The sequence below is a fragment of the Amycolatopsis sp. DG1A-15b genome, from assembly GCF_030285645.1.
Taxonomy (GTDB): Bacteria; Actinomycetota; Actinomycetes; order Mycobacteriales; family Pseudonocardiaceae; genus Amycolatopsis.
Genome location: NZ_CP127296.1, coordinates 2,493,496 through 2,515,982 on the forward strand (window position 1 = coordinate 2,493,496; position 22,487 = coordinate 2,515,982).

Consider the following 22,487-nt stretch of genomic DNA (forward strand, 5'->3'; position numbering starts at 1 on the left):
CCGGGAAACGAAGTCCCGGGGTGAACGTCGCCACCCTCGGCGCGACCACCGCTTCCCGGCCCGGCCACCACGCGGGGGCCGCCGGAATCCGTCCGGCGGCCCCGCGCCGATGCCGGAATCCGGCGGCCCGGAACTGCCGGGATCCGCCGGAATCGTTTCCCGCCAACGCAATCCTCCCTTGGTAGGTACCGGATCACCGGGCCGGGAGCGGAGTATTCCGTGCCACCACGTCGAATCGTCACCGGCTGGAGGAGTACTTCGTGAAACCCACCTCAGGAGTCCTGTGTGGACTCGTCGCGCTCTCGGCCGCGGTCGTCGCGCTGCAGGCCCCGGCCGCCGCGGCGGCGGCGCGGACCGATCTCGGGATCACCATGCAGGCGCAGCAGAAGGACCAGTGGTGCTGGGACGCCAGCGGAAACACGATCGCCGGCTACTGGGGATATTCCCTCACCCAGACCCGGTTCTGCCAGATCGCGCACAACGAATCCGGCAGCGACTGCGCCAACAACCAGGGCTACCTGTCCGACCAGCAGCGCGTGTTCCGCTACCTCGGTTTCCCGAACATCGGTACGTACAACTCGGGCGGCCAGACGCTTTCCTTCACCGGCGTCAAAACCCAGATCGACGCCGGGAAGCCGGTCGGCACCCGCATCGGCTGGCGCTCCGGTGGCGGCCACATGCACGTGCTCTACGGATATGACAATTCCGGCGGCGCCACCCGCGTCGAATACGGCGACCCGTGGCCGAACAACAGCCGCTACAACTCGATGAACTACGACACCTACCGCTCGAACAGCCAGTTCCAGTGGACCCACACGCTGTACGGGATCGAGGGATGAGCATGCTGCGGAAAGCGATGGGCGTGGCCGTTCTGGCCGGCGCCGCGATGCTCACCACGGGTGCCGCCGCGAGCGCGGCGGACGGACCGGCCGGGGCGCCGACCGCCGCCGACACCGCGGCCATCGGCCAGGTCACGAGCGGCCCGGCCACGCTCGGCCGCCTCGCCACGACGAAGTTCCCGGGCAGCCACGCGGCCGCGGCGGCGCAGCAGACGGCCGACCCGCGCACGCAGGTGCCGGTCTACGAGCCGACGGCGGCGTTCGTCGCCGGGAAGTCGGACGTGCCCGCCGCCCTCGCCTACGTCGCCGTCCCCGCGCGGACCGGCGACGGCACCGCCGCCACCGTGTGGGCGGAGCGCCAGGGTCCGGCCTGGACCGTCGTCAACGTCGCGTCCGGCGACTACGAGCGGCAGTACGCCCAGGCCGCCGCCGGCGGCTACCTCCTGCACGAGCCGCAGGTCAACGCCTGGTACGCGGTGCACGGCGACGCCGTGACGGTCCTGGACGGCTCGGTCACCGGCCTGGCCGCGGGCACGAAGGTGTCGCTCGAGGACTACCGCACCACGTTGCACACGCGGTACGCGGACAAGCTGCCCGGCTCGGCCTACGACCGTGACGGCGCCGGTGGCGGCTACGGCGGCCGCGAACGCGCGGTGCCCGCGGTGGACCCCGGCGACGTGCCGGTGCTGCCGTTCGTGCTCGGCGGTGTCCTCGTGCTGGCGGCGGGCGCGGCCGCGGTGCCGCGGCTGCGGCGCCGGTAGGACGGCGAGGGGCCCGCCGGCCGCGTCCGGCGGGCCCCTTGGCAGCCGATCATGACCAGGTCACAATGCGCCATGCCCGTTTCGCCCGGTGCGCCGCCGGAAGCGGCGCGCCCGGGGCTGAGCGCGTCGGACCTCGCCCGGGTGGAGGCGCTGCAGCGCGACCCGCGAGCGCCGTGGACGCGCATCGCCGCCGCCGTCGGCACCGACGCGACGACGGCGGCGCGCCGCTGGGAGCGGCTGCAGGCCGCCGGGCTGGCCTGGCTCACCGCCTACTCCACCCCGCCGACGACCACGGTCGGCTACGTCGACCTCGCCTGCCGCCCGGACGCGCTGAGCGCCCTGACCCGCGAGCTGTGCGGCTGGCCGTCGGTGTTCAGCGTCGAGCGCACGACCAGCCGGTTCGCGCTGTTCCTCGGCCTGGCCGCTCGCGGCCTCGACGCGCTGGACGCGCTGGTCACCGGCCGCATCGGCACCTTGGCCGGGGTGCGGGAGGTCCGCTTCGCCGTCGTGACGCGCGTCTACCGCGAGGGCAGCGGCTGGCTGGTGGACGCGCTCGCCCCCGAACAGCGGGCGGTGCTGGACGACACCGCGGTGCAGGCCCGGCTGGTCGTGCCGCAGCAGTGGAACGACCGGGACCTGCGCGCGCTGGTGGAGTCGCTCGGCGAGGACGGGCGCCGCAGCTACGCGGTGCTGGCCCGCGACTGCGGGATGAGCGAGTCGGCGGTGCGGCGCACGCTGGCGCGGATGCTGCGCAACCACGAACTCGACTTCCGGTGCGACCTCGCGCACGTCCCGGCCGGCTGGCCGGTGATCGCGGGCTACCGCCTCGACGCCCCCGCGACCGAGCTCGACCGCGCCGGCGCGGCGATCGCGCAGCTGCCCGAGACCCGGCTCTCCGCGGCGGTGGTGGGGGAGGGCAACCTCGTCGTGTCGGCGTGGCTGCGGGTGCCGGCCGACTGCACGGCCTACGAGACGCGGCTGGCGGAAGCCGCCCCCGGCGCGCGGGTCCTCGACCGCGCGATCACGCTGCGGATGCCGAAGCGGATGGGCCGGCTGCTCAGCCCGCACGGCCTCGGCGGGCCGCACCAGGCGATCATCCCGGCCCGCTGAAGTATCGTCGGCCGGACCGGCCCCGGGGGAGGACCATGAACCTGCGCGAGAGCCTGCACCGCTACGTCGACGACGGCACGCTGCCCGGGGCGGTGGCGATCGTGGACCGGGGCGGCCGGCGGGAGGTCGTGACCGCCGGCTCGGTCGACGTCGAGGGCAGCCGCCCGATGGCCGAAGACACGCTGTTCCGGTTCGCGTCCATCACCAAGCCGATCACCGCGGCCGCCGTGCTGGTGCTGGTGGACGACGGCCGGGTCGCCCTCGACGACCCGATCGGCCGCTGGTTGCCCGAGCTGGCCGAGCCGAAGGTCGTGCGGACGCCGTCGGGCGCGCTCGACGACGTCGTCCCGGCGAAGCGGCCGATCACGGTGTTCGACGTCCTCACCGGCCAGGCCGGCTGGGGCTTCCCGTCGGACTTCACGCTCCCGGCCGTGCAGGCGCTGTTCCCCGTGCAAGGCGACGGCCGGGAGGTGCAGAGCTTCCCCGAGCCCGACGTCTGGCTCGCGCGGCTCGCCCGGGTCCCCCTCGTCCACCAGCCCGGGGAAGCCTGGCTGTACGACACCTGTTCCACGATCCAGGGTCTGCTCGTCGCCCGCGCGTCCGGACAGTCCTTCCCCGAGTTCCTCGCCGAACGGATCTTCGCCCCGCTGGGCATGACCGACACCGGCTTCGTGGCCGCACCCGGCCGGTCCACCGCCTTCTACAAGAGGACCGCCGGCGGGCTGGTGCTCGCCGATCCGCCGGACGGCCAGTGGCGCACGATGCCGGCGCTGCCGCTCGGCAACGGCGGCCTCGCCGGGACGGCGGGCGACTGGGTCGCGTTCGGCCGCATGCTGCTGGCCGGCGGCGCCGGCGTGCTCACACCCGAGGCCGTCCGGCTGATGACCACCGACCACACCACCGCGGCGCACCGCGAGGTCGGCGCGCTCTTCCTCGAAGGTCAGGGGTGGGGGATGGGTGGTGCGGTGGACATCGCCGTCACCGAGCCCTGGCACGTCCCGGGCCGGTACGGCTGGGTCGGCGGCACCGGCACCACCGCACACGTCGTCCCGGCCACCGGCACGGTGGCCGTCCTGCTCACCCAGGTCGGCGAGGACAACCCCGTGCCGCCGCGCTGGATGCGGGACTTCTGGCACGCGGCGGCCGCGTAGGGTTCCAGACGAAGATCGGGCACGCGGAAGGACATGCGGGTGGGCGAGTCGAACTGGGCCGGAAACCTCACTTACGGCGCGGACGCGGTGACCACCCCGCGGACCGTCGACGAGGTGCGGGCCGCCGTCACGGCCGCCACGCACGTCAAAGCCCTCGGGAGCCGGCACTGCTTCAACGACATCGCCGACTCCCCGGGCGGGCTCCTGCTGGACCTGCGCGCCCTCGACGCGGGAGTCGAGCTCGGCGACGGCACCGTGACGGTCGCCGGGTCGGCCCGCTACGGCGACTTCGCGCGGCAGCTGCACGACGCCGGGTTCGCGCTGCCGAACCTGGCATCGCTGCCGCACATCACGGTGGCGGGCAGCGTCGCGACCGGCACCCACGGGTCCGGGCGGCGGCAGCCGGGCCTCGCCGCGGCCGTCTCCGGCATCGAACTGGTCACCGCCGGCGGTGAGCTGCGGACGTTCACCCGCGCCGACGCCGAGTTCCCCGGCCTGGTTGTCGGGCTCGGCGCGTTCGGCGTCGTCACCCGGCTGACCCTCGACGTGGTGCCGGCGTTCGACGTCCGCCAAGACGTCTTCGACGACCTGCCGTGGGAAGCCGCCTACGAGCATTTCGACGAGATCGAAGACGCCGGTTACAGCGTCAGCATGTTCACGAACTGGGCGAACGACGCGATCGACCAGGTGTGGATCAAGAGCCGCGTCGGCGATTTCACCGAGCGTGCCGGCTTGTTCGGCGCGGTGCCCGCCGACGGTCCGCGCCACCCGGCGCACGCCGCCGGCATCCCGGCGGACAACTGCACGCCCCAGCAAGGGGTGCCGGGCCCGTGGCACGAGCGGCTCCCGCATTTCGAGCTGGCGTTCACGCCGAGCGTCGGGGACGAGCTGCAGTCGGAGTACTTCGTGCCTTACAGCGCTGCCGCCGCCGCGATCCGCGCGGTCCGCGGGATCGGCGACCTCGTCGCGCCACTGCTGCTGGTCTCGGAAATCCGCGCCATCGCGGGCGACGACCTGTGGCTGAGCCCCGGCCACGGCGGTGACCGGGTGGCCCTGCACTTCACGTGGCAACCCCGGCAGCCGGAGGTCGAGGCGGTGCTGCCGGTCATCGAGGAGCGCCTGGCCCCGTTCGGCGCCCGTCCGCACTGGGGCAAGCTCTTCCACGGCGTTCCGGGGGAGTACCCCCGGCTGGCCGAGTTCCGGGCGCTGGCGGAAAGCCTGGATCCGCAGGGCAAGTTCCGCAACCCGTTCCTGAACCGCAACGTCTTCGGGAGCTAGCCGGACGGCGGCGCCGTGGTGGCGCGGACGATGAGGTGGGTGTCCAGCACCTGCGTCGTGTGCTCGTCGGCCTCGCCGTCGAGCAGGCCCAGCAGGATGGTCACCGCCGCGCGGCCCGCCGCCTCCGTCGGCATCGCGATCGTCGTCAGCGGGGGTGCCGAGATCGCCGCGAAGACCAAGTCGTCGAAGCCCACCAGGCTGACCTCGTCCGGCACCGGCACCCCGCGGGCGTTCAGGCGCGCCAGCGCGCCGAAGGCGACGAGGTCGTTGTAGGCGACGATCGCCGTCACGTCCGCGGCCAGCGCCAGGTCCGCGCCCTGCAGGCCGCCCTCGAACACCGGCGGGAACGGGCCGAACTCGACCACGTCGGTGCCGTGCTTCTGCGCGGTCTCCGCCAGGCCCTGCTTGCGGGCCCGGTTCGCCCACGACGCCCGCGGCCCGCCCAGGTAGGCGCAGCGGCGGTGACCCAGCGCGGCCAGGTGCTCGATGGCCTGGCGCATCCCGTCCGCGGCGTCCATCACGATCGACGGGATGCCGGGCACCTCGCGGTTGAGCAGCACCAGGGTCGTCTGCCCGGCGAGCACGCGCAGCTGGTCGTCGGTCATGCTCGGGCTGCACAGCACGACGCCGTCGACCTGCTTGGCCATCCGGCGGACGAGGTTCTGCTCGGTCGCCGGGTCCTCGTCGCTGTTGGCGAACAGCACCGCGATGTCGTCCTGCCGCGCGCGGGCCTGGACGCCGTTGAGCACGCCGGTGAAGAACGGGTTGCCCAGGTCGGAGACCACGATCCCGATGTGCCCGGTGCGGACCGCGGGCCCCGGCTGCGGGGCGCCGGCCGCGTGGTAGCCCAGCTCGTGCGCGGCGGCCAGCACCCGGGTACGGGTCTGCTGCCGGACCAGGTCCGGGGATGTGAACGCCCGCGACACGGTCGAGATCGACACGTTGGCCCGGCGGGCGACGTCGTGGATCGTCACGGTCAAGGCAACTCCTCGGCAGGCTCCCCCGCAACATCATGGAAACGCCTGAGAGCGTTGTCAACAAATCCTGCAAACCTGCTGCAGTGCGTTGCACCCTGAAGTGGTCTATTCCAGTAAGCGCTATCTCGAAACGCACGCGGCCGTTCGGAGTATCGAGGCATCGATGATTTCGACGCGGCTGTCCTGATGATTGACACGTTTGTCGGGCACACCCTACGGTGGCGACCGGAAGTTTCCCCCAGAGCCTGACCCATTCGTCAGTTCCGCGCGGCCCGTACCGGGTCCCGCCGATCGGAGACCCATGTCGGGGAGCCGGAGCCGCACCGTGGCGGACCCGCCGAGGCTGGCGGTCGTCGGCACGTCCGGCTACGCCTTCAGCTACCTGCACCGTGCGCGGATCCTGCACGACGAAGGCCTGGTCCGGTTCGCCGGCATGGCCGACATCCGGCCGCCGTCGGCCGCCGCCGGCGCACTGCTGCCACCGGGCGGCACCGCGCACCCGGGTGTCGACGACCTGCTCCGCCGCTGCCGCCCCGACATCACCGTGGTCGCCACCCCGCCGCACGCGCACGTCCAGACCGGGGCCGCGGTGCTGAGGGCGGGCAGCGACCTGCTGCTGGAGACCCCGCCGGTGCTCGACCTCGACGGCTTCACCACGCTGTCGCGGCTGGCCGCGGAGACCGGCGCGGCCTGCCAGACCGGGTTCCAGAGCTTCGGCTCCCCGGTGCTGCCCGTCCTCCGGGCGGCGATCGCGGCCGGCCGGCTCGGTCAAGTGACCGGTGTCGGCGCGGCCGGGGCGTGGATCCGCACCGACGCCTACTACCGCCGCAACCCGTGGGCCGGGCGCCGCTGGCTCGACGGCGAGGCCGTCGTCGACGGCGCCCTGACCAACCCGTTCTCCCACGCGGTGGCCACCGCGCTGCTGGTCGGCGGGGTCGCCGGGCGCGACCCGGCGGAGATCGCCCTCGAGCTCTACGGCACCCGTGACATCGAGGCCGACGACACCGCGTGCCTGCGGATCCGGTTCGGCGACGGACCCGAGATCGTCGTCGCCGCTTCGCTGTGCGCCGAGCAGGACCACGAGCCCTACGTCGTGGTGCACGGCGAACGCGGGCGCGCGAAGTTCTGGTACAAGAGCCACCGCCTCGAGATCGACGACGAGCGGTTCCACCTCGGCGAACCGGCCGACCTGCTGCGCAACCTGATCGCCCACCACCTCGACCCGGACGGCGTGCCGCTGCTCGCGCCGCTGGCCGGGACCCGGGCGTTCGCCTCGGTGGTCGAAGCGGTGCGGGACGCACCGTCGCCGTCGCGGATCCCGGCGGGCTGGATCCGCACCGTCGGCGAAGGGGCGAGCCGGCACCCGGTCGTGCGCGGGATCGGCGAAGAGGTCGCCGTCGCCGCGGACCGGCTGGCGCTGTTCTCGGAAATCGGCGTCCCGTGGGCGAGTGCCGCGCGACGGCGAACGGGCGGCGCGGCCGCCGAACGCACCGGCTGACGATCCACCGGTGCTCATCGCGCTGACGGCCCGGCCATCGACCCGGTTCCGGTAAGCGCTTTCTCAGCCTGCCCTCCGAACGGCGAAACCGTTGCTGCACAAGGGCTATTGTGCCGAATTGGCCGTTGACACCGGTGTGGCGCACTGCCTACCGTGAGCGCGCTGACAGCGTTTTCAGAAAAGTGCTGACCGGCTGAGGACGGAGAGTTCGATGGGGCGGACAACTGAGCGTAGGACCAGGGGACGGGGTGTCGCCGCGCTGGCCGTGGTGGTCCCGCTGCTGCTGACCGGGGTGGCCGCCTGCGGCTCGGACTCCGGTGGCGGCGGTGACGTCACGATCAACTTCGTGTGGTGGGGCAGTGAAGGGCGGGCGAACCTGACGAAGAAGGCCGTCGAGCTCTTCCAGCAGAAGAACCCGAAGATCAAGGTGCAGACGTCGTTCTCGGCGTACGCGGCCTACTGGGAGAAGCTGGCGACGCAGACGGCCGGGGGCAAGCCGCCGGACGTGCTCAACGTCGACAGCCGCTACCTGGCCGAATACGGCGGCCGCAACGTGCTGGCCGACCTGAACTCCGGTGCCGGCAAGGCGATCTCGCTCGCCGACGTCAACCCGGAACTGGCCGCCACCGGCGTCTACCAGGGCAAGCGGTACGCCGTGCCGTGGGCGCAGAACACGCCGGCGATGATCTACGACCCGGCTGCGTTCACGACGGCCGGCGCCGACCCGGCGAAGGGCCTGACCTGGGACCAGTACGCCGAGGCGGCCCAGAAGGTCAGCTCGGCGGGCTCGGTACGCGGGGTGACCGACTTCGGCATCCTCGACACCACGCTGGAGATCTGGCTGCGCCAGCAGGGCAAGCAGTTCTACACCCCCGAGGGCAAGCTCGGCTTCACCGGCGACGACCTGCGCCGCTACTGGCAGCTGGCGAGCAAGTTCCGCGACACCAAGGCCGCCTCGCCCGCCGACGTCACGGCGTCCTACAACACCTCGCCCGAGCAGGCCCCGCTGGGCAAGAAGCTGACCAGCTCGGAGTTCGCCTACGACAACCTGCTGCCGGCGTACCAGAAGGCGAACGGCAAGCCGCTGAACGTGGCGCCGTACCCGAGCGGCGCGAACGGCGACACCGGGCAGTACCGGCGGCCGTCGATGTTCCTGGCCGTGTCCGCGCGCAGTCAGCAGCAGGAGGCGGCGGCGAAGCTCGTCGACTTCCTCGTCAACGACCCCGAGGTCGGCAAGATCGTCGGCACCGACCGCGGCCTCGCGCCGAACCTCAAGGTCCGCACGCAGCTGGCGGCCGGCGCGTCCGGCAACGACAAGACGCTCTACGACTACGAAGCCGCGCTCGAACCGAAGCTCGGGGCCGCCCCGCCGGTGCCGCCGAAGGGCGCCGGGGCGATCCAGAAGCTGCTGCAGCGCACGTACGAAGAAGTCGCGTTCGGCCGGATGAGCATCGACGACGCGGTCAACCGGTTCATGACCGAAGCCCAGAAGGGACTGTCCTAGCCGATGACGACCCTGCGCACGCCGGGGCCGCCGGTCGCGCCTCCGGCGCCGGCCGCGCGTGGCCGGCGCCGGGACCGGCCGGCCGGGCGCCGCCGCAAGAGCCAGCCGGAGGCGTTCGCCTTCCTGACGCCGTGGCTGCTCGGCGCGGTGGCGCTGACCGTCGGCCCGATGGTGGTCTCGCTGTACCTGTCGTTCACCGACTACGACATGTTCACCTCGCCGAAGTGGGTCGGGTTCGGCAACTTCGCGCACATGTTCACCGGCGACGACCGCTACCTGCAGTCGGTGAAGGTCACGCTGATCTACGTGCTGGTCTCGGTGCCGCTGAAGCTGACGGTGTCGCTGCTGGTGGCGATGCTGCTCAACACCCGCCGCGGCGCGAACGGCTTCTACCGGGCGGCGTTCTACGCGCCTTCGCTGCTCGGCGCGAGCGTCGCGGCGGCGCTGGTCTGGCGGGCGCTGTTCATGGGCGGCGGCCCGGTGAACGAGGTGCTGGCGTTCTTCGGCTGGCACACCCCGAGCTGGGTCGACGACCCGCAGTTCAGCCTCGCCTCGATCGTGCTGCTGGGCGTCTGGCAGTTCGGCGCGCCGATGGTGATCTTCCTGGCCGGGCTCAAGCAGATCCCGGCGGAGCTGCACGAGGCGGCGGCGATCGACGGCGCGGGCGCGTTCCGCCGGTTCCGGCACATCACGCTGCCCATGCTGTCGCCGGTGATCTTCTTCAACCTGGTGATGGAGGCGATCCACGCCTTCCAGGCGTTCACCCCGGCGTTCGTCATCGGCAGCGGCCGCGGCGGCCCGGCCGACGCGGACCTGTTCTACACGCTCTACCTGTTCGAGGTCGGCTTCCAGGACTTCCGGATGGGCTACGCGTCGGCGATGGCCTGGGTGCTGCTGGTGGTCATCGCGATCGTGACGGCCATCGTGTTCCGGACGGCGAAGCTGTGGGTGTTCTACGACGATGCGGAGGACAAGAAATGACCGTGCTGCCGCGCACGGCGCGGTCCTTCGGCTGGCACGTGCTGTGCCTGGTCATCGTCGCCGTGGTGCTCTACCCGCTGGTGTGGCTGGCGTTCGCGTCGGTCAAGCCGCCGGACGAGATCCTGTCCCGGCTGGCACTGCTGCCGACCCGGTTCGTCTTCGACGGCTACACGAAGGGCTGGGAGGGAGCGGCGGACGTCGGGTTCGGCCGCTTCTTCCTCAACTCGTTCCTGGTGGCCGGCCTGTCGGTGGCGGCGAACGTGCTGTCGTGCTCGCTGGCCGCATTCGCCTTCGCCCGCCTGAAGTTCCGGTTCCGGGGCGCGCTGTTCGCGTTCATGATCACGACGCTGATGCTGCCCTACCACGTCACGCTGATCCCGCAGTACGTGATCTTCCAGCAGGCCGGGCTGGTCAACACCTTCGTGCCGCTGATCCTGCCGAAGCTGCTGGCCACCGAGGCGTTCTTCGTGTTCCTCATCGTCCAGTTCATGCGGGGCATCCCGCGTGAACTCGACGAGGCGGCCATCATCGACGGCTGCTCGGTCTACCGCACGTTCTGGCACGTCGTGCTGCCGCTGTCGAAACCGGCGCTGGTGACGACGTCGATCTTCACGTTCATCTGGACGTGGAACGACTTCTTCACGCAGATGGTGTACCTGAACGACACGGAGAAGTTCACCGTGCCGCTGGGCTTGCGGCTGTTCGTCGACACCAGCAGCGAGTCGAACTTCGGCGCGATGTTCGCGATGTCCGCGCTCGCGCTCGTCCCGATCGTGCTGTTCTTCCTCGCCTTCCAGCGCCTGCTGGTCGAAGGCGTCAGCACCAGCGGCCTGAAGGGGTGAACGGATGCGGACGCTGAAGCGATCAGCAGAGTGGCGAACCGGGCTCGGTGACTTTTCGGACTGCCTGCTGGCGGGGCTGCTCGTCGCGCTGGCGTCGGTACCGGTGGTGACGGCGGCCCCGGCACTCGTGGCGGGCTGCCGGGTCCTCGACCGGACCCGGCGCGACCTCGGTAGTCCATTGTGGACAACCTTCTGGGCGGACTTCCGCGAGGCCGCGCGGGGCGGGGTGCTCTTCGGGCTGGGCTGCCTGGCGGCGGTGGTGGTGTTCGCGGTGGACCTCGAGGTGGTGGCGTCGATGCCGGGAGCGGGCGTGCTGAAGCCGGCGTTGTGGGTGCTGGCGGTGGCGGGCGTGGTGGTGGCGGTGCGGACCTGCGAGGTGGTGGCCACCGGCGGCCCGGCCGGCCGCGAACGGATGGCGGCCGCGGAGACCGCCACCGGCGGCCCGGCCTGGCGCCGGGCGATCGTCACGGCGGCGCGCGAAACCGCTGCCTCGCCGCGAAACGCGTTGCTCGTTGCCGCGGCGCTGGCCGTGTCCGCCCTGCTCGTCTGGATGCTGCCCATCCTCGCTCTCGTGGTGGCCGGGCCCCTCGCCCTGGCCGCGGTCGCGACCGGCGGCCGCCGATGACGCCGGAGGTGGTCGTCTTCGGCACGGCCGGCTACGCGGCTCAGCACCTGCGCCGCGCCCGTGCCCTGCACGATCGCGGCGACCTGGTGCTGGCCGGTGCCTGCGACATCCGCGAACCCTCCGAAGAAGCCCGCGCCCTGCTGCCCGAAGGAGCGGTGATCACCCGGGACGCGGCTGAACTGCTCGCCCGCACGACCCCGGACATCGCCGTCGTGGCGACCCCGCCGCACACCCACCTGCCGCTGGCGAAACTCGCGCTCGCAGTCGGCTGCCACCTGCTCGTCGAGAAACCACCCGTGCTGGACCTCGCAGCCTTCGGCGAACTCACCGCGCTGACCCGCGGCCGTGCCTGCCAGACCGGGTTCCAGAGCTTCGGCTCAGCGGCGGTCCCCGTCGTGCGGGCGGCGATCGAAGCGGGGGAGATCGGCACGGTCACCGGGATCGCGGCCGCCGGGGCGTGGATCCGGCGGGACCGGTACTTCGCGCGCGCCGAGTGGGCCGGCCGCCGCCGGGTCGGCGGGCAACCGGTCGTGGACGGGGCGCTGACCAACCCGTTCGCCCACGCGGTCGCGACCGCCTTGCTGGTCAACGGCACCGCGGAGGTCCTGCCGGAGCGGACCGCAGTCGAGCTGTACCGGGCCAGGGACATCGAGTCGGACGACACCGCCTGCGCGCGGCTGAGCTTCGCCGGGGCGCCGGACGTCGTCGTCGCGGCCACGCTCGACGCCGAGGCCGACCACGACCCCTACGTGCTGGTCCACGGCACCGAAGGCCGGATCCGCTGGCACTACAAGACCGACCTCGTGGTCGTGCGTGACTCGGAAACACCGGTCGGGCCGCCCCGGGACTTGCTGGCCAACCTCGTCGCGCACCTGCGTGACGGCGAGCCGCTGCTGGCTCCGCTGGCCGCGACCCGCGCGTTCACCGCGCTGGTGGAAGCGGTCCGCGACGCCCCGGAACCGCTGCCGCTGCCTGCCGAATGGGTGCGCGCCGTAGACACCGGGCCCGAACGGCACTTCGTCGTGCCGGGCGTCGATCGCGACGTCGACACCGCGGCCGAGCGGCTCGCGCTCTTCTCCGAACTCGCCCTGCCCTGGACCGGCGCGGCTTCACCGGAACGAGAGAGGTGATGGCGGTGCGTCGCCACGCGATCGTCGGCCTGGGCTCCCGGGCCCAGCTGTTCGCCCGGGCACTGGCCGCGTCGCCGCGGGCCGAGCTCGCGGCCTTCTGCGACCACAACGAGACTCGCATGCGGGTCCACAACGACTGGCTCGGCATGGAGATCCCCGGCTACCGGCCGGACGACTTCACCGCCATGCTGGCGAAGGAACGCATCGACGTCGTCGTGGTGTGCACCCCCGACCACACGCACGCGGACTACGTCGTCGCCGCGCTGGAGGCCGGCTGCGACGTCGTCACGGAGAAGCCCATGACGACCGACGTCGAGGGCGCGCGGCGGATCCTGGCGGCCCGGCGCGAGACGGGCCGCTCGGTGCGCGTCGCCTTCAACTACCGGTACAACCCGGTGCACCGCCGGGTGCGGGAGCTGCTGGCCGGCGGCGCGATCGGGGAGGTCGGCTCGGTCGAGTTCAGCTGGCTGCTCGACACCGCGCACGGCGCCGACTACTTCCGCCGCTGGCACCGGGACAAGGCGAACTCCGGCGGCCTGCTCGTCCACAAGTCCGGCCACCACTTCGACCTGGTCAACTGGTGGCTCGGCAGCGGCCCCGAGACGGTGTTCGCGCTGGGCCGGCTGTTCTTCTACGGCGACGAAAACGGCCGCCGCCACCGCAGTGCCGGCGACCGGTTCGCGCTGGACCTCGAAGCCTCACCCAAGCTGCGCGCGCTCTACCTCGACGCCGAGCGGGAAGACGGGTACGTCCGGAACCAGGACGTGTTCGCGCCCGGCGTCACCATCGAAGACGACCTGTCGGTGCTCGTGCGCCACCACGGCGGGGCGGTGCTGAACTACCACCTGCACGCGTATTCGCCGCGGGAGGGCTACCGCGTCGCGTTCTCCGGCAGCGAAGGCCGGGTGGAGCTGGACGTCCGCGAGAACGAGTACGCGTCCGGCGCCGAGCCGGTGCCGAAGCGGGCGCGGGCCCGGCTGACCGTGCAACGGCACTGGGAACCGCCGGAAGCCGTGTTCGACGGACTGCTCGGCGACGGGCACGGCGGTGGCGACGAGCGGATGCTCGCCGAACTGCTCGGCGACGCCGAACCGGACGCGCTCGGCTGCGCGGCCGACCACGACGCCGGCCTGCAGGCCCTGCTCACCGGGCTGGCCGCGAACCGATCGCTGGTCACCGGCCGATCGGTGGCCGTCGAAGAGCTGCTGGGGGAGATCGGGGAACCGGCGTGAGCCGGGCCACCGTGGGGGACAGCACGCCGGAGGTGACCGAAGAGCCCGACGGCCGGGTGTGCGTGCGCCTCGGCGACGTCGTGCTGGCCGAGTACGTCGTCGAGCCGCCGACACCGGCCGGGGACTCGCCGAAGCCGTACCTGCACCCGTTGCGCACCACCGCGGGGGAGATCGTGACCGCGGTCCGGCCGCACGACCACACCTGGCACAACGGCCTGCAGTTCACCATGGCCCACCTCTCGGGCGAGAACTTCTGGGGCGGCCGCACCTACGTGCGAGGCCGCGGCTACACCCCGCTCGACAACAACGGCACCATCGGCCACGTCCGCTGGGAAAGCATCGACGACGCCGGCGGGCACTGCGAACTGCGCCACGAGCTGGCCTGGCGCACCGCGGCCGGCCGGCGCTGGCTCACCGAACACCGGACGCTGCACTTCGGCGACGTCTCGCTGCGCGGCGGGCGCTGGACGCTCACCTGGTCCAGCCGGCTGCGCAACACCAGCGGCCACGAGCTGCGGTGGGGGAGCCCGGTCACCGAAGGCCGGGACACCGCCGGCTACGGCGGCCTGTTCTGGCGCGGGCCGCGCTCGTTCGTCGGCGGCACGGTCCGGACGTCGGACGGGAAGCCCGCGGCCGAGGCGATGGGGCACCGGGCGCCGTGGCTCGCCTTCACCGGGCAGCACGACGAAAGCCTGCGGACCTCGACGCTGCTGTTCGCCGACAGCCCGGAGAACGCCGCCCACCCGACGGCCTGGTACGTCCGCGCCGAGCCGTTCCCCGTGGTCAGCTTCGCCGCGACCTACCACCGGCCGTGGCTGCTCGAACCGGGCGAAGAGCTGACCCTGACCCACCACGTCGTCGTCATCGACGGCGCCCCCGACGCGGCCGGGCTCGCCCGGCTCGCGGCCCGGGTGCTCAGGAGACCGGACACCGACTAGAGGAGCCGACATGCGCTGGAAGGCTTTCGCGGGGTGCCTAGCCCTGCTCGGATTGACGCTCACCGCAGCACCCGCCCAAGCTCACGGCCGCGACCCCGGCCGCGTTGTGCTCGGCGCGCACGACGGCTGGGCCGCGGCGACCACCGGGACCACCGGCGGCTCGGCCGCCGCCCCCGGCGACGTCCGCACGGTGACCAAGCGCTCCGAGCTGGCCGCCGCGCTCGCGGCGAACCCGGGTGCGCCGAAGATCGTCTACGTCCGCGGCACCATCGAGGGCAACGTGGACGCCGCCGACCGGCCGGCGAGCTGTGAAAGTTTCGCCGATCCGGCCTACAGCCTCCCGGCGTACCTGGCGGCGTACGACCCGGCGACCTGGGGCAGAGTGCCGCCGTCGGGACCGCTGGAGGAAGCCCGGGAGCGCTCGCAGGCCAACCAGGCGAAGCAGGTCGTGCTCGACGTCGGCCCGAACACCACGATCGTCGGGCTCGGCGCGCACGCCACGCTGCACGGGCTCACCCTGCGCGTCACCGGGAACAACGTCATCCTGCGGAACCTGCACTTCTCCGACGCCCACGACTGCTTCCCGCAGTGGGATCCCCTCGACACCGCCGACGGCAACTGGAACTCCGAGTACGACAACCTCGACCTGGTCGGCGCGACGCACGTCTGGGTGGACCACAACGAGTTCAGCGACGGCGGCAACGACCGGCAGCCCACGTACTTCGGCCGCAAGTACGAGGTCCACGACGGGCTGTTCGACATCGTGAACGGCTCGGACCTGGTCACGGCGTCCTACAACCGGCTGCACGACCACGACAAGACCATGCTGATCGGCAACACCGACAAGCCCACCTACGACGTCGGCAAGCTGCGGGTCACCCTGCACCACAACCTGTTCTCCGAAATCGGCCAGCGGGCGCCGCGGGTGCGGTACGGCCAGGTGCACGTCTACGACAACCTCTACCTGGTCGAGGACCCGGCGGCCTACACGTATTCACTCGGCGTGGGTGTCGAGTCCCGGATCTACGCGGAGAACAACTTCTTCCGGGTCCCCGCCGGGCTGCCCCTGGGCCAGCTGGTGCACTACTGGAAGGGCACCGTCCTGCACGCGACCGGGACGCTGGTGGCCCAAGGCAACCAGTGGCCGCGGCCGGTCGACTTGCTGGCCGAATACAACGCGGCCAACGACCCGGATCTCGGGCCGGACGTCGGCTGGACGCCGAGCCTCGTCGAGCGCCTCGACCCCGCGTGGGCGGTCCCCGCGCTGGTGCTCGCCGGTGCCGGTCCCGGGCGTTGAACCCTTCGACAGTTTCGGCGTTTTCTGAAAATCGAGGCCGCTGGCGACCATCCGGGCGACATGCGTGGCGCTGCGGCGAACGACATTGACACACTCCGCCCCGAACCCGAAACTCGGGGGCGAGAAAGCGCTTTCACAACCCGGTCGGACGTTTTCCATCAGCGCCGATTGAAGCACAAGACCAGGGAGTGACGAATGGTTCCCCCAGCAATGTCCCGGATCGTCCGGGTGGTGGCGGTCGCCGCGCTCGCCGTTTCGGCGGCGGTCGGCACCGGCGCGACCGCGTCGGCCGCCTCGTGGCCGAACCCGAGCACCAGCGTGCCGGTGGGCGCGACGATCAAGGTCACCAGCGGCACCTACGACGGCGGGCTCAAGCGGTTCTACGGCACCGGCGACCTCGGCACCGGCGGCCAGAGCGAGGACCAGGGCCCGATCTTCGAGCTCGCCAACGGCACCACGCTGAAGAACGTCGTGCTGGGCAACCCCGCCGCCGACGGCGTGCACTGCCTCGGCACCTGCACGCTGCTCAACGTCTGGTGGGAGGACGTCGGCGAAGACGCCGCGACCTTCAAGGGCACCTCCGCCTCCCAGACGATGACCATCGACGGCGGCGGCGCGCGCAAGGCGTCGGACAAGGTGTTCCAGCACAACGGCCCCGGCACGATGTACATCCGCAACTTCCAGGTCAACGACTTCGGCAAGCTGTACCGCTCCTGCGGCAACTGCAAGACGCAGTACAAGCGCAACGTCGTCGTGGACAACGTCACCGCCACCGTGCCCGGCAAGGCGCTGGTCGGCATCAACACCAACTACGGCGACACCGCCAAGCTGACGAGGATCACCATCGTCGGCGACTCCAGCCGCAAGATCGAGCCCTGCACGAAGTACAAGGGCGTGACCAGCGGCGAGCCGACGAAGATCGGCAGCGGCCCGGACTCGACGAACTGCCTCTACACCGCGGCGAACATCACCTACAAGTAACCGACCCGCGCCGGGGGTGCCGGCCGCCGTCCGGTACCCCCGGCGCGTTCCACTCCGTGGAGGCGTCATGCTCAAGACCCTGCTCGTCGCGTCGGTGCTCGCCGGGGCGTCCCTGGCGGCTACTGCGACGTCAGCCGCCGCGGCCACGAACGTCGTCGTGGCCAAGGACGGCTCCGGCAACTACACCACCGTGCAGGCCGGCATCAACGCGGTTTCGGCGGGCGGCACGATCTCGATCAAGCCCGGGACCTACCGCGAAGTGATCACCGTGCCCTCGGGCAAGACCGGGATCACGATGCGCGGGACCACCGGGAAGGCCGCCGACGTCGTCGTCGACTACAACAACGCCAGCGGGACGAAGAAGCCCGACGGCTCGACGTACGGCACCTCCGGCAGCGCGACCGCGACGATCGCCGCGAACGGCTTCACCGCCACGGCGCTGACCTTCCGCAACTCCTTCGACCGCAACGCCCACCCGGAGATCAAGGACACCCAGGCGGTCGCGGTCAAGACGACCGGTGACCGGATGGTCTTCGACAACGTCACCTTCCTCGGGCACCAGGACACCCTGTACGCCGACACCGCGGCCGTCGGCACCGTCGGCCGCCAGTACTACCGCAACTGCGCGATCAGCGGCGACGTCGACTTCATCTTCGGCCGTGCGACCGCGGTGTTCGACCGGGCGACGATCACCGCCCTCGACCGCGGTTCCAGCAGCAACAACGGCTTCCTGACCGCGGCCAGCACCCGGCGGTCGAACCCGTACGGCTTCCTGATCGTGGGCAGCAAGGTGCTCAGCTCGGCCGCCAACGCGAGCTTCTACCTCGGCCGTCCGTGGCACCCGAGCGGCGACGTCGACGCCATCGCCCAGGTCCTGATCCGCGAGACGTCCCTGCCCGCGGCGATCAAGCCGGCGCCGTGGACCGACATGTCGGGTTTCTCGTGGAAGGACGCGCGGTTCTCCGAGTACCGCAACACCGGCCCGGGCGCGGGGACCGGAACCGACCGGCCGCAGCTGCCCGCCGCGCAGGCCGGGAACTACACCGCGCAGAAGTACCTCGCTGGCAGCGACGGGTGGAACCCCGTGCACTGACGACGTCGTCGAGGCCGGACGGGGAGACCCTCCGTCCGGCCCTTGACGCACCGGCCCGTGACCGCCGACCATTCTCTCCGTCAGACGTTGTTAGCGTTAACAGCGCCCCGGATCAGAGTCGAACCCGAGGACACCCATGAGCTTGCGCCGCCTCTCGGCCCTCGTCGCCGTCGCCGCCGCCCTGCTGAGCGCCCCCGCCGCGCAGGCCGCGACCTACCCGGACCCCGGTTACGTGACCGGGGACATCGAGGCGGTGCACGACCCGGCGATGATCCGCGCCGCGGACGGCAGCTACCTGCTCTACTCGACCGACCAGTACCTGCAGATCCGCCGCTCGACCGACCGGATCCACTTCACGAAGATCGGCTCGGTCTGGCCGAACGGCGCCCCGTGGACCGCGCCCTTCACCGACCCCGCCAAGCCGGAGTACCTGTGGGCGCCGGACATCTCGTTCCACAACGGCAAGTACTACCTCTACTACGCGGCTTCGTCGCTCGGCTCCCGCAACTCGGCGATCTTCCTGGCCACCAGCACCACCGGCCTGCCCGGCAGCTGGACCAACCAGGGGATCGTCGTGCAGACGAGCACGAGCAACGACTACAACGCCATCGACCCGAACCTGTTCGTCGACTCCTCCGGCCGCTGGTGGCTGAGCTTCGGCTCCTGGTGGACCGGGATCAAGATGATCCGGCTCGACCCGGCCACCGGCAAGCGCAGCACCACCGACACGGCACTGCGCGCCGTCGCCCAGCGCACCGGCAGCACGTCGGCCGAGGAAGCGCCGTTCATCATCCAGCACGGCGGCTACTACTACCTGTTCGTCTCGTGGGACCTCTGCTGCCAGGGCACGAAGAGCACCTACCGCGTGATGGTCGGCCGGTCGACGTCGATCACCGGCCCGTACACCGACCGGGCCGGCGTCCGGATGACCGCGGGCGGCGGCACCCAGATCCTGGCGAGCCACGGCGCGGTCCACGGCCCCGGTCACGTGGCCGTGCTGCACGACTCGGACGCCGACGTGCTCGTCTACCACTACTACTACTCGGACGCGACGCCGCTGACGGGCAAGCTCGGCATCAACCTCATCGGCTACGACAGCGCCGGCTGGCCCTACGTGTACTGATCATGTATAACGACCTATACGTCCTTCGACGGGAAAGTTGTTCCATGCGCCGGTTGCTGTCCTTGTTCGTCACCCTGCTCGTCGCGATCGGGCTTTGTGCGGCCCCAGTGTCGGCCGCTCCGGTTGCGGCGCCGAAGCACCAGGTCACGTTCGACAAGTACTCGCTCATGCTGGACGGCCGCCGCCAGGTCGTCTGGTCCGGCGAGTTCCACCCGTTCCGGCTGCCCAGCCCGGACCTGTGGCGCGACGTCCTGCAGAAGATGAAGGCCACCGGCTACACGGCGGTCTCGATCTACTTCGACTGGAACTACCACTCGCCCGCGCCCGGGGTGTACGACTTCACCGGCGTCCGCGACATGGACCGCGTGCTCGACCTCGCCGCCGAAGCCGGGCTGTACGTCATCGCGCGACCCGGCCCGTACATCAACGCCGAAGTCACCGGCGGCGGTTTCCCGGCGTGGCTGAGCACCCAGGCCGGCCGGGCCCGCAGCGACGCGCCGGACTACCTCGCCGCGGCCGACGAGTGGCTGTCGCAGATCGACCGGATCATCGGCCGGCACCAGTACACCGACGGCCGGGGTTCGGTGATCCTGTACCAGATCGAGAACGAGCTGGCCGCCACCGGGACGGCGCAGCGCACCTACATCGCGCACCTGTACGACAAGGTGCGGGCCGACGGGATCACGGTCCCGGTCTTCCACAACGACAAGGGCCGCAACGGCATCTGGGTGCCGCCCGGCTCCGGCGTGCCCGGCACCGTCGAAGGCAAGGTCGACCTCTACGCCTTCGACGGCTACCCCGGCGGCACCTGCCGGACCGACGCGACGCCGGGAAACCCGAACACCGCCCCGGATTGGGGGACCTACGGGCCGGGCGGGGCGAAGGGGGGCGCGAGCGCGTCGCCGAACACGCCCGGCTTCGTCGCCGAGTTCGGCGGCGGCTGGTTCGACTACTGGGGCAGCAACGGCACCTACCCGTGCACCGCGGTGCGGCAGGGGCCGGGCTACGAGCGCGTCTTCTACGGCACGAACCTGGCGAACGGCCTGACCCTCCAGAACTTCTACATGACCTTCGGCGGCACGTCGTGGGGCGGGCTCCCGGCGCCGGTGGTCTACAGCTCCTACGACTACGGCGCGGCGATCGACGAAGGACGTCAGCTGCGGCCGAAGGCCTTGACGATGAAGGAGATCGGTTCGTTCCTGGCCACCGTCCCGGATCTGGCCAAAATGGACCGTGCGGCGCCGGTGACGCCGTCGTCGGCCGCGGTGAAGGTCTACCACAACGTCAACCCGGACACGGGCGTGCACTTCTACCTGCCGGTGCACTCGCCGTCGAACGCCACGACGGACGACGCGTTCACCTTCCCGCTGTCCACGCCGGACGGTGACTACACCGTGCCCGTCCGGCTGAACGGGCAGGACGCCAAGTACCTGGTGGCGAACTTCGACGTCGCGGGCCAGCACCTCGTGTACTCGACGTCGGAGCTGATGGCCCAGGCCGCCGGGACCGTGCTGCTGCACGGCCGGCCGGGGGAGGACGGCGAGACGGTGCTGCGGTACGCGACGCAGCCGCGTGTGGACGTCCTCGCCGGGAACGTCACGACCACCTGGTCGGGCCACGACCTGCGGCTGAACTACCGCCACGACGGGCTCGCGCGGGTCCGGATCAGCGGCGGTGGCCGCCCGGCCGTCACGCTGCTGCTCGCCGACGACGCGACCGCGGACACGTTCTGGCCGGTCGGTGGCCTGCTCGTGCGCGGGCCGGACCTGGTGCGGACCGCCCAGGCCGGGTTCGTGCTGACCGGCGACACGAAGGCGCCGAGGGATCTTGAAGTGTGGGGCGCCCGTAGCCCGCTGCTGTGGTGGAACGGCGTCCCGGTGCCGGCGCGGCCGACGGCGTCGGGCAGCTTGCTGGCGCTGCGGCCACTGCCCGGACCCGCCGACCCGCGCCTGCCCGAGCTCACCGGCTGGCGTTCGGCGCCCGGGTCCCCGGAGGCGGAACCGGGGTACGACGACTCGGCGTGGCCGTCCGCGGACCGGACCGCGACGAACAGCACCACCCCGCCGCCGGCCGGGCAGCCGGTGCTGACCGCGGACGACTACGGCTTCGGCGTCGGCGACGTCTGGTACCGCGGCCGGTTCACCGGGACGCCGGGGGAGCAGGTCAGCCTCCGCTACGGCGGCGGGGGCGCCGGGATGCTCCAGGCGTGGCTGGACGGGCAGTACCTCGGCCAGCACGTGGTGCCGTCCGCGCTGCCCGCCCCGCCGACGACCGGCACCGCGGCCTTCACCGTGCCCGAAGGCCTGCGCGGCGACGGCCCGCACGTGCTTTCGGTGATGGTCCGGAACAACGGCCACAACGAGGACGGCGGCGTCAACGACGCCCACAAGGAGGGCCGGGGGCTCATTTCGTCGTCCCTGACCGGCGTGGCGTGGAAGCTCCAGGGCGGCACGGCGGACCCGGTGCGCGGCCCGCTGAACAACGGTGGCCTCGCGGGCGAACGCGCGGGCTGGCACCTGCCCGGCTTCCCGGACCGCGCCTGGACACCGGCGGCGGTACCCGCACCGGCGGCCGACCCGGGGACGACGTGGTACCGCACGACGTTCTCGCTGCGGGTCCCGCACGACCAGGACACGTCGGTGGGCCTGACGATCGGCGATCCGGCGAAGCCCCGCTCGGGCGGCCGCTACCGGGTGCTGGTGTTCCTCAACGGCTGGAACGTCGGCCAGTACATCGGCGACGTCGGGCCGCAGCACACGTTCGTGCTCCCGACCGGAATCCTCGACCCCCACGGCCGCAACACCCTGGCCCTGGCGGTGACCAGCGACGGCGGCCCGGGCAACGGCCTGGAGAAGGTCACCTTGACGGACCTGGGCACAGCCCGCGGCGGCGTCCCGGTCCGGCCGGTGTTCTCACCGGGGTGGCGACGCTGAGCGGGCGCCGGTCGGGCCGAGGAAGGCGCGGCTCGCGTTGACGGCCGAGTTCGGCGCGGCGGGGCCTTGGCGGCGGCCAGGGTCTCCGGCCACGCGCTGACTCGGGCGGGGTCGGGCAGCGCCGAGTTCGGCGCGGCGGAAGCGTCGGTCCGGGCGGTGCGGGCTCGGCCGGCGCGGCCCGTCGTAGCGCGGCT

Annotated in this window: 19 protein-coding genes; 18 read left to right on the forward strand and 1 reads right to left on the reverse strand. The window is 71.9% G+C overall.

The window, feature by feature from the left end; genetic code table 11:
* Positions 1-260 precede the first annotated feature (260 nt).
* The 5 genes from QRY02_RS11380 to QRY02_RS11400 are packed head-to-tail and all read left to right on the forward strand — an operon-like array spanning position 261 to position 5,139.
* On the forward strand, positions 261-839 hold the full coding sequence (locus QRY02_RS11380; RefSeq protein ID WP_285991485.1) for a papain-like cysteine protease family protein: 579 nt from the start codon (positions 261-263) through the stop codon (positions 837-839).
* Positions 836-1,600, forward strand: a complete 765-nt coding sequence (locus tag QRY02_RS11385; protein ID WP_285991486.1) for a hypothetical protein — start codon at positions 836-838, stop codon at positions 1,598-1,600. Before QRY02_RS11380 ends, QRY02_RS11385 begins: the two co-directional genes overlap by 4 nt.
* Before the next feature lie 51 nt (positions 1,601-1,651).
* The gene (locus QRY02_RS11390; RefSeq protein WP_285991487.1) at positions 1,652-2,710 is read left to right on the forward strand and encodes an Lrp/AsnC family transcriptional regulator; all 1,059 of its coding nucleotides are present in this window, start codon (positions 1,652-1,654) and stop codon (positions 2,708-2,710) included.
* 35 nt (positions 2,711-2,745) lie between these two features.
* A complete protein-coding gene (locus QRY02_RS11395; protein ID WP_285991488.1) occupies positions 2,746-3,861 on the forward strand; it encodes a serine hydrolase domain-containing protein in 1,116 nt (371 codons plus the stop codon).
* A gap of 33 nt (positions 3,862-3,894) precedes the next feature.
* Positions 3,895-5,139 (forward strand): FAD-binding protein, encoded by a 1,245-nt coding sequence (locus QRY02_RS11400; RefSeq protein WP_285991489.1) that lies wholly within the window; start codon positions 3,895-3,897, stop codon positions 5,137-5,139.
* Here QRY02_RS11400 and QRY02_RS11405 read toward each other — a convergent pair.
* Positions 5,136-6,119 carry a LacI family DNA-binding transcriptional regulator gene (locus QRY02_RS11405; RefSeq protein WP_353068986.1) on the reverse strand — a complete coding sequence of 328 codons (984 nt, stop codon included), beginning with the start codon at positions 6,117-6,119 and terminating at the stop codon, positions 5,136-5,138. The genes QRY02_RS11400 and QRY02_RS11405 overlap by 4 nt on opposite strands.
* A 298-nt stretch (positions 6,120-6,417) precedes the next feature.
* Here QRY02_RS11405 and QRY02_RS11410 point away from each other — a divergent pair, with 298 nt between their 5' ends.
* The 13 genes from QRY02_RS11410 to QRY02_RS11470 all read left to right on the forward strand — a co-directional run bounded on the left by QRY02_RS11410 (position 6,418) and on the right by QRY02_RS11470 (position 22,293).
* On the forward strand, positions 6,418-7,614 hold the full coding sequence (locus QRY02_RS11410; protein WP_285991490.1) for a Gfo/Idh/MocA family protein: 1,197 nt from the start codon (positions 6,418-6,420) through the stop codon (positions 7,612-7,614).
* A gap of 211 nt (positions 7,615-7,825) precedes the next feature.
* Positions 7,826-9,118, forward strand: coding sequence for an ABC transporter substrate-binding protein (locus QRY02_RS11415; protein ID WP_285991491.1), 1,293 nt, complete (start codon positions 7,826-7,828; stop codon positions 9,116-9,118).
* A gap of 3 nt (positions 9,119-9,121) precedes the next feature.
* Entirely contained in the window at positions 9,122-10,099 is a 978-nt protein-coding gene (locus tag QRY02_RS11420; RefSeq protein WP_285991492.1) for a carbohydrate ABC transporter permease, read from the forward strand.
* Positions 10,096-10,941 carry a carbohydrate ABC transporter permease gene (locus QRY02_RS11425; protein ID WP_086852584.1) on the forward strand — a complete coding sequence of 282 codons (846 nt, stop codon included), beginning with the start codon at positions 10,096-10,098 and terminating at the stop codon, positions 10,939-10,941. The genes QRY02_RS11420 and QRY02_RS11425 overlap by 4 nt, the downstream gene beginning before the upstream one ends.
* Positions 10,942-10,945: 4 nt before the next feature.
* Positions 10,946-11,566 (forward strand): DUF624 domain-containing protein, encoded by a 621-nt coding sequence (locus QRY02_RS11430; RefSeq protein WP_285991493.1) that lies wholly within the window; start codon positions 10,946-10,948, stop codon positions 11,564-11,566.
* Positions 11,563-12,696, forward strand: a complete 1,134-nt coding sequence (locus tag QRY02_RS11435; RefSeq protein ID WP_285991494.1) for a Gfo/Idh/MocA family protein — start codon at positions 11,563-11,565, stop codon at positions 12,694-12,696. Before QRY02_RS11430 ends, QRY02_RS11435 begins: the two co-directional genes overlap by 4 nt.
* Positions 12,696-13,928, forward strand: coding sequence for a Gfo/Idh/MocA family protein (locus QRY02_RS11440; RefSeq protein WP_285991495.1), 1,233 nt, complete (start codon positions 12,696-12,698; stop codon positions 13,926-13,928). The genes QRY02_RS11435 and QRY02_RS11440 overlap by 1 nt, the downstream gene beginning before the upstream one ends.
* Entirely contained in the window at positions 13,925-14,866 is a 942-nt protein-coding gene (locus QRY02_RS11445) for a DUF6807 domain-containing protein (RefSeq protein WP_285991496.1), read from the forward strand. Before QRY02_RS11440 ends, QRY02_RS11445 begins: the two co-directional genes overlap by 4 nt.
* Before the next feature lie 10 nt (positions 14,867-14,876).
* The gene (locus QRY02_RS11450; protein WP_285991497.1) at positions 14,877-16,163 is read left to right on the forward strand and encodes a pectate lyase family protein; all 1,287 of its coding nucleotides are present in this window, start codon (positions 14,877-14,879) and stop codon (positions 16,161-16,163) included.
* A gap of 210 nt (positions 16,164-16,373) precedes the next feature.
* Positions 16,374-17,144 carry a pectate lyase gene (locus QRY02_RS11455; protein WP_353069536.1) on the forward strand — a complete coding sequence of 257 codons (771 nt, stop codon included), beginning with the start codon at positions 16,374-16,376 and terminating at the stop codon, positions 17,142-17,144.
* A gap of 67 nt (positions 17,145-17,211) precedes the next feature.
* On the forward strand, positions 17,212-18,237 hold the full coding sequence (locus QRY02_RS11460) for a pectinesterase family protein (protein ID WP_285991499.1): 1,026 nt from the start codon (positions 17,212-17,214) through the stop codon (positions 18,235-18,237).
* 136 nt (positions 18,238-18,373) lie between these two features.
* Complete coding sequence (locus tag QRY02_RS11465; protein WP_285991500.1) at positions 18,374-19,360, forward strand: arabinan endo-1,5-alpha-L-arabinosidase; 987 nt, start codon at positions 18,374-18,376, stop codon at positions 19,358-19,360.
* 44 nt (positions 19,361-19,404) lie between these two features.
* Entirely contained in the window at positions 19,405-22,293 is a 2,889-nt protein-coding gene (locus QRY02_RS11470) for a beta-galactosidase (protein ID WP_285991501.1), read from the forward strand.
* The last annotated feature ends 194 nt before the right edge of the window (positions 22,294-22,487 follow it).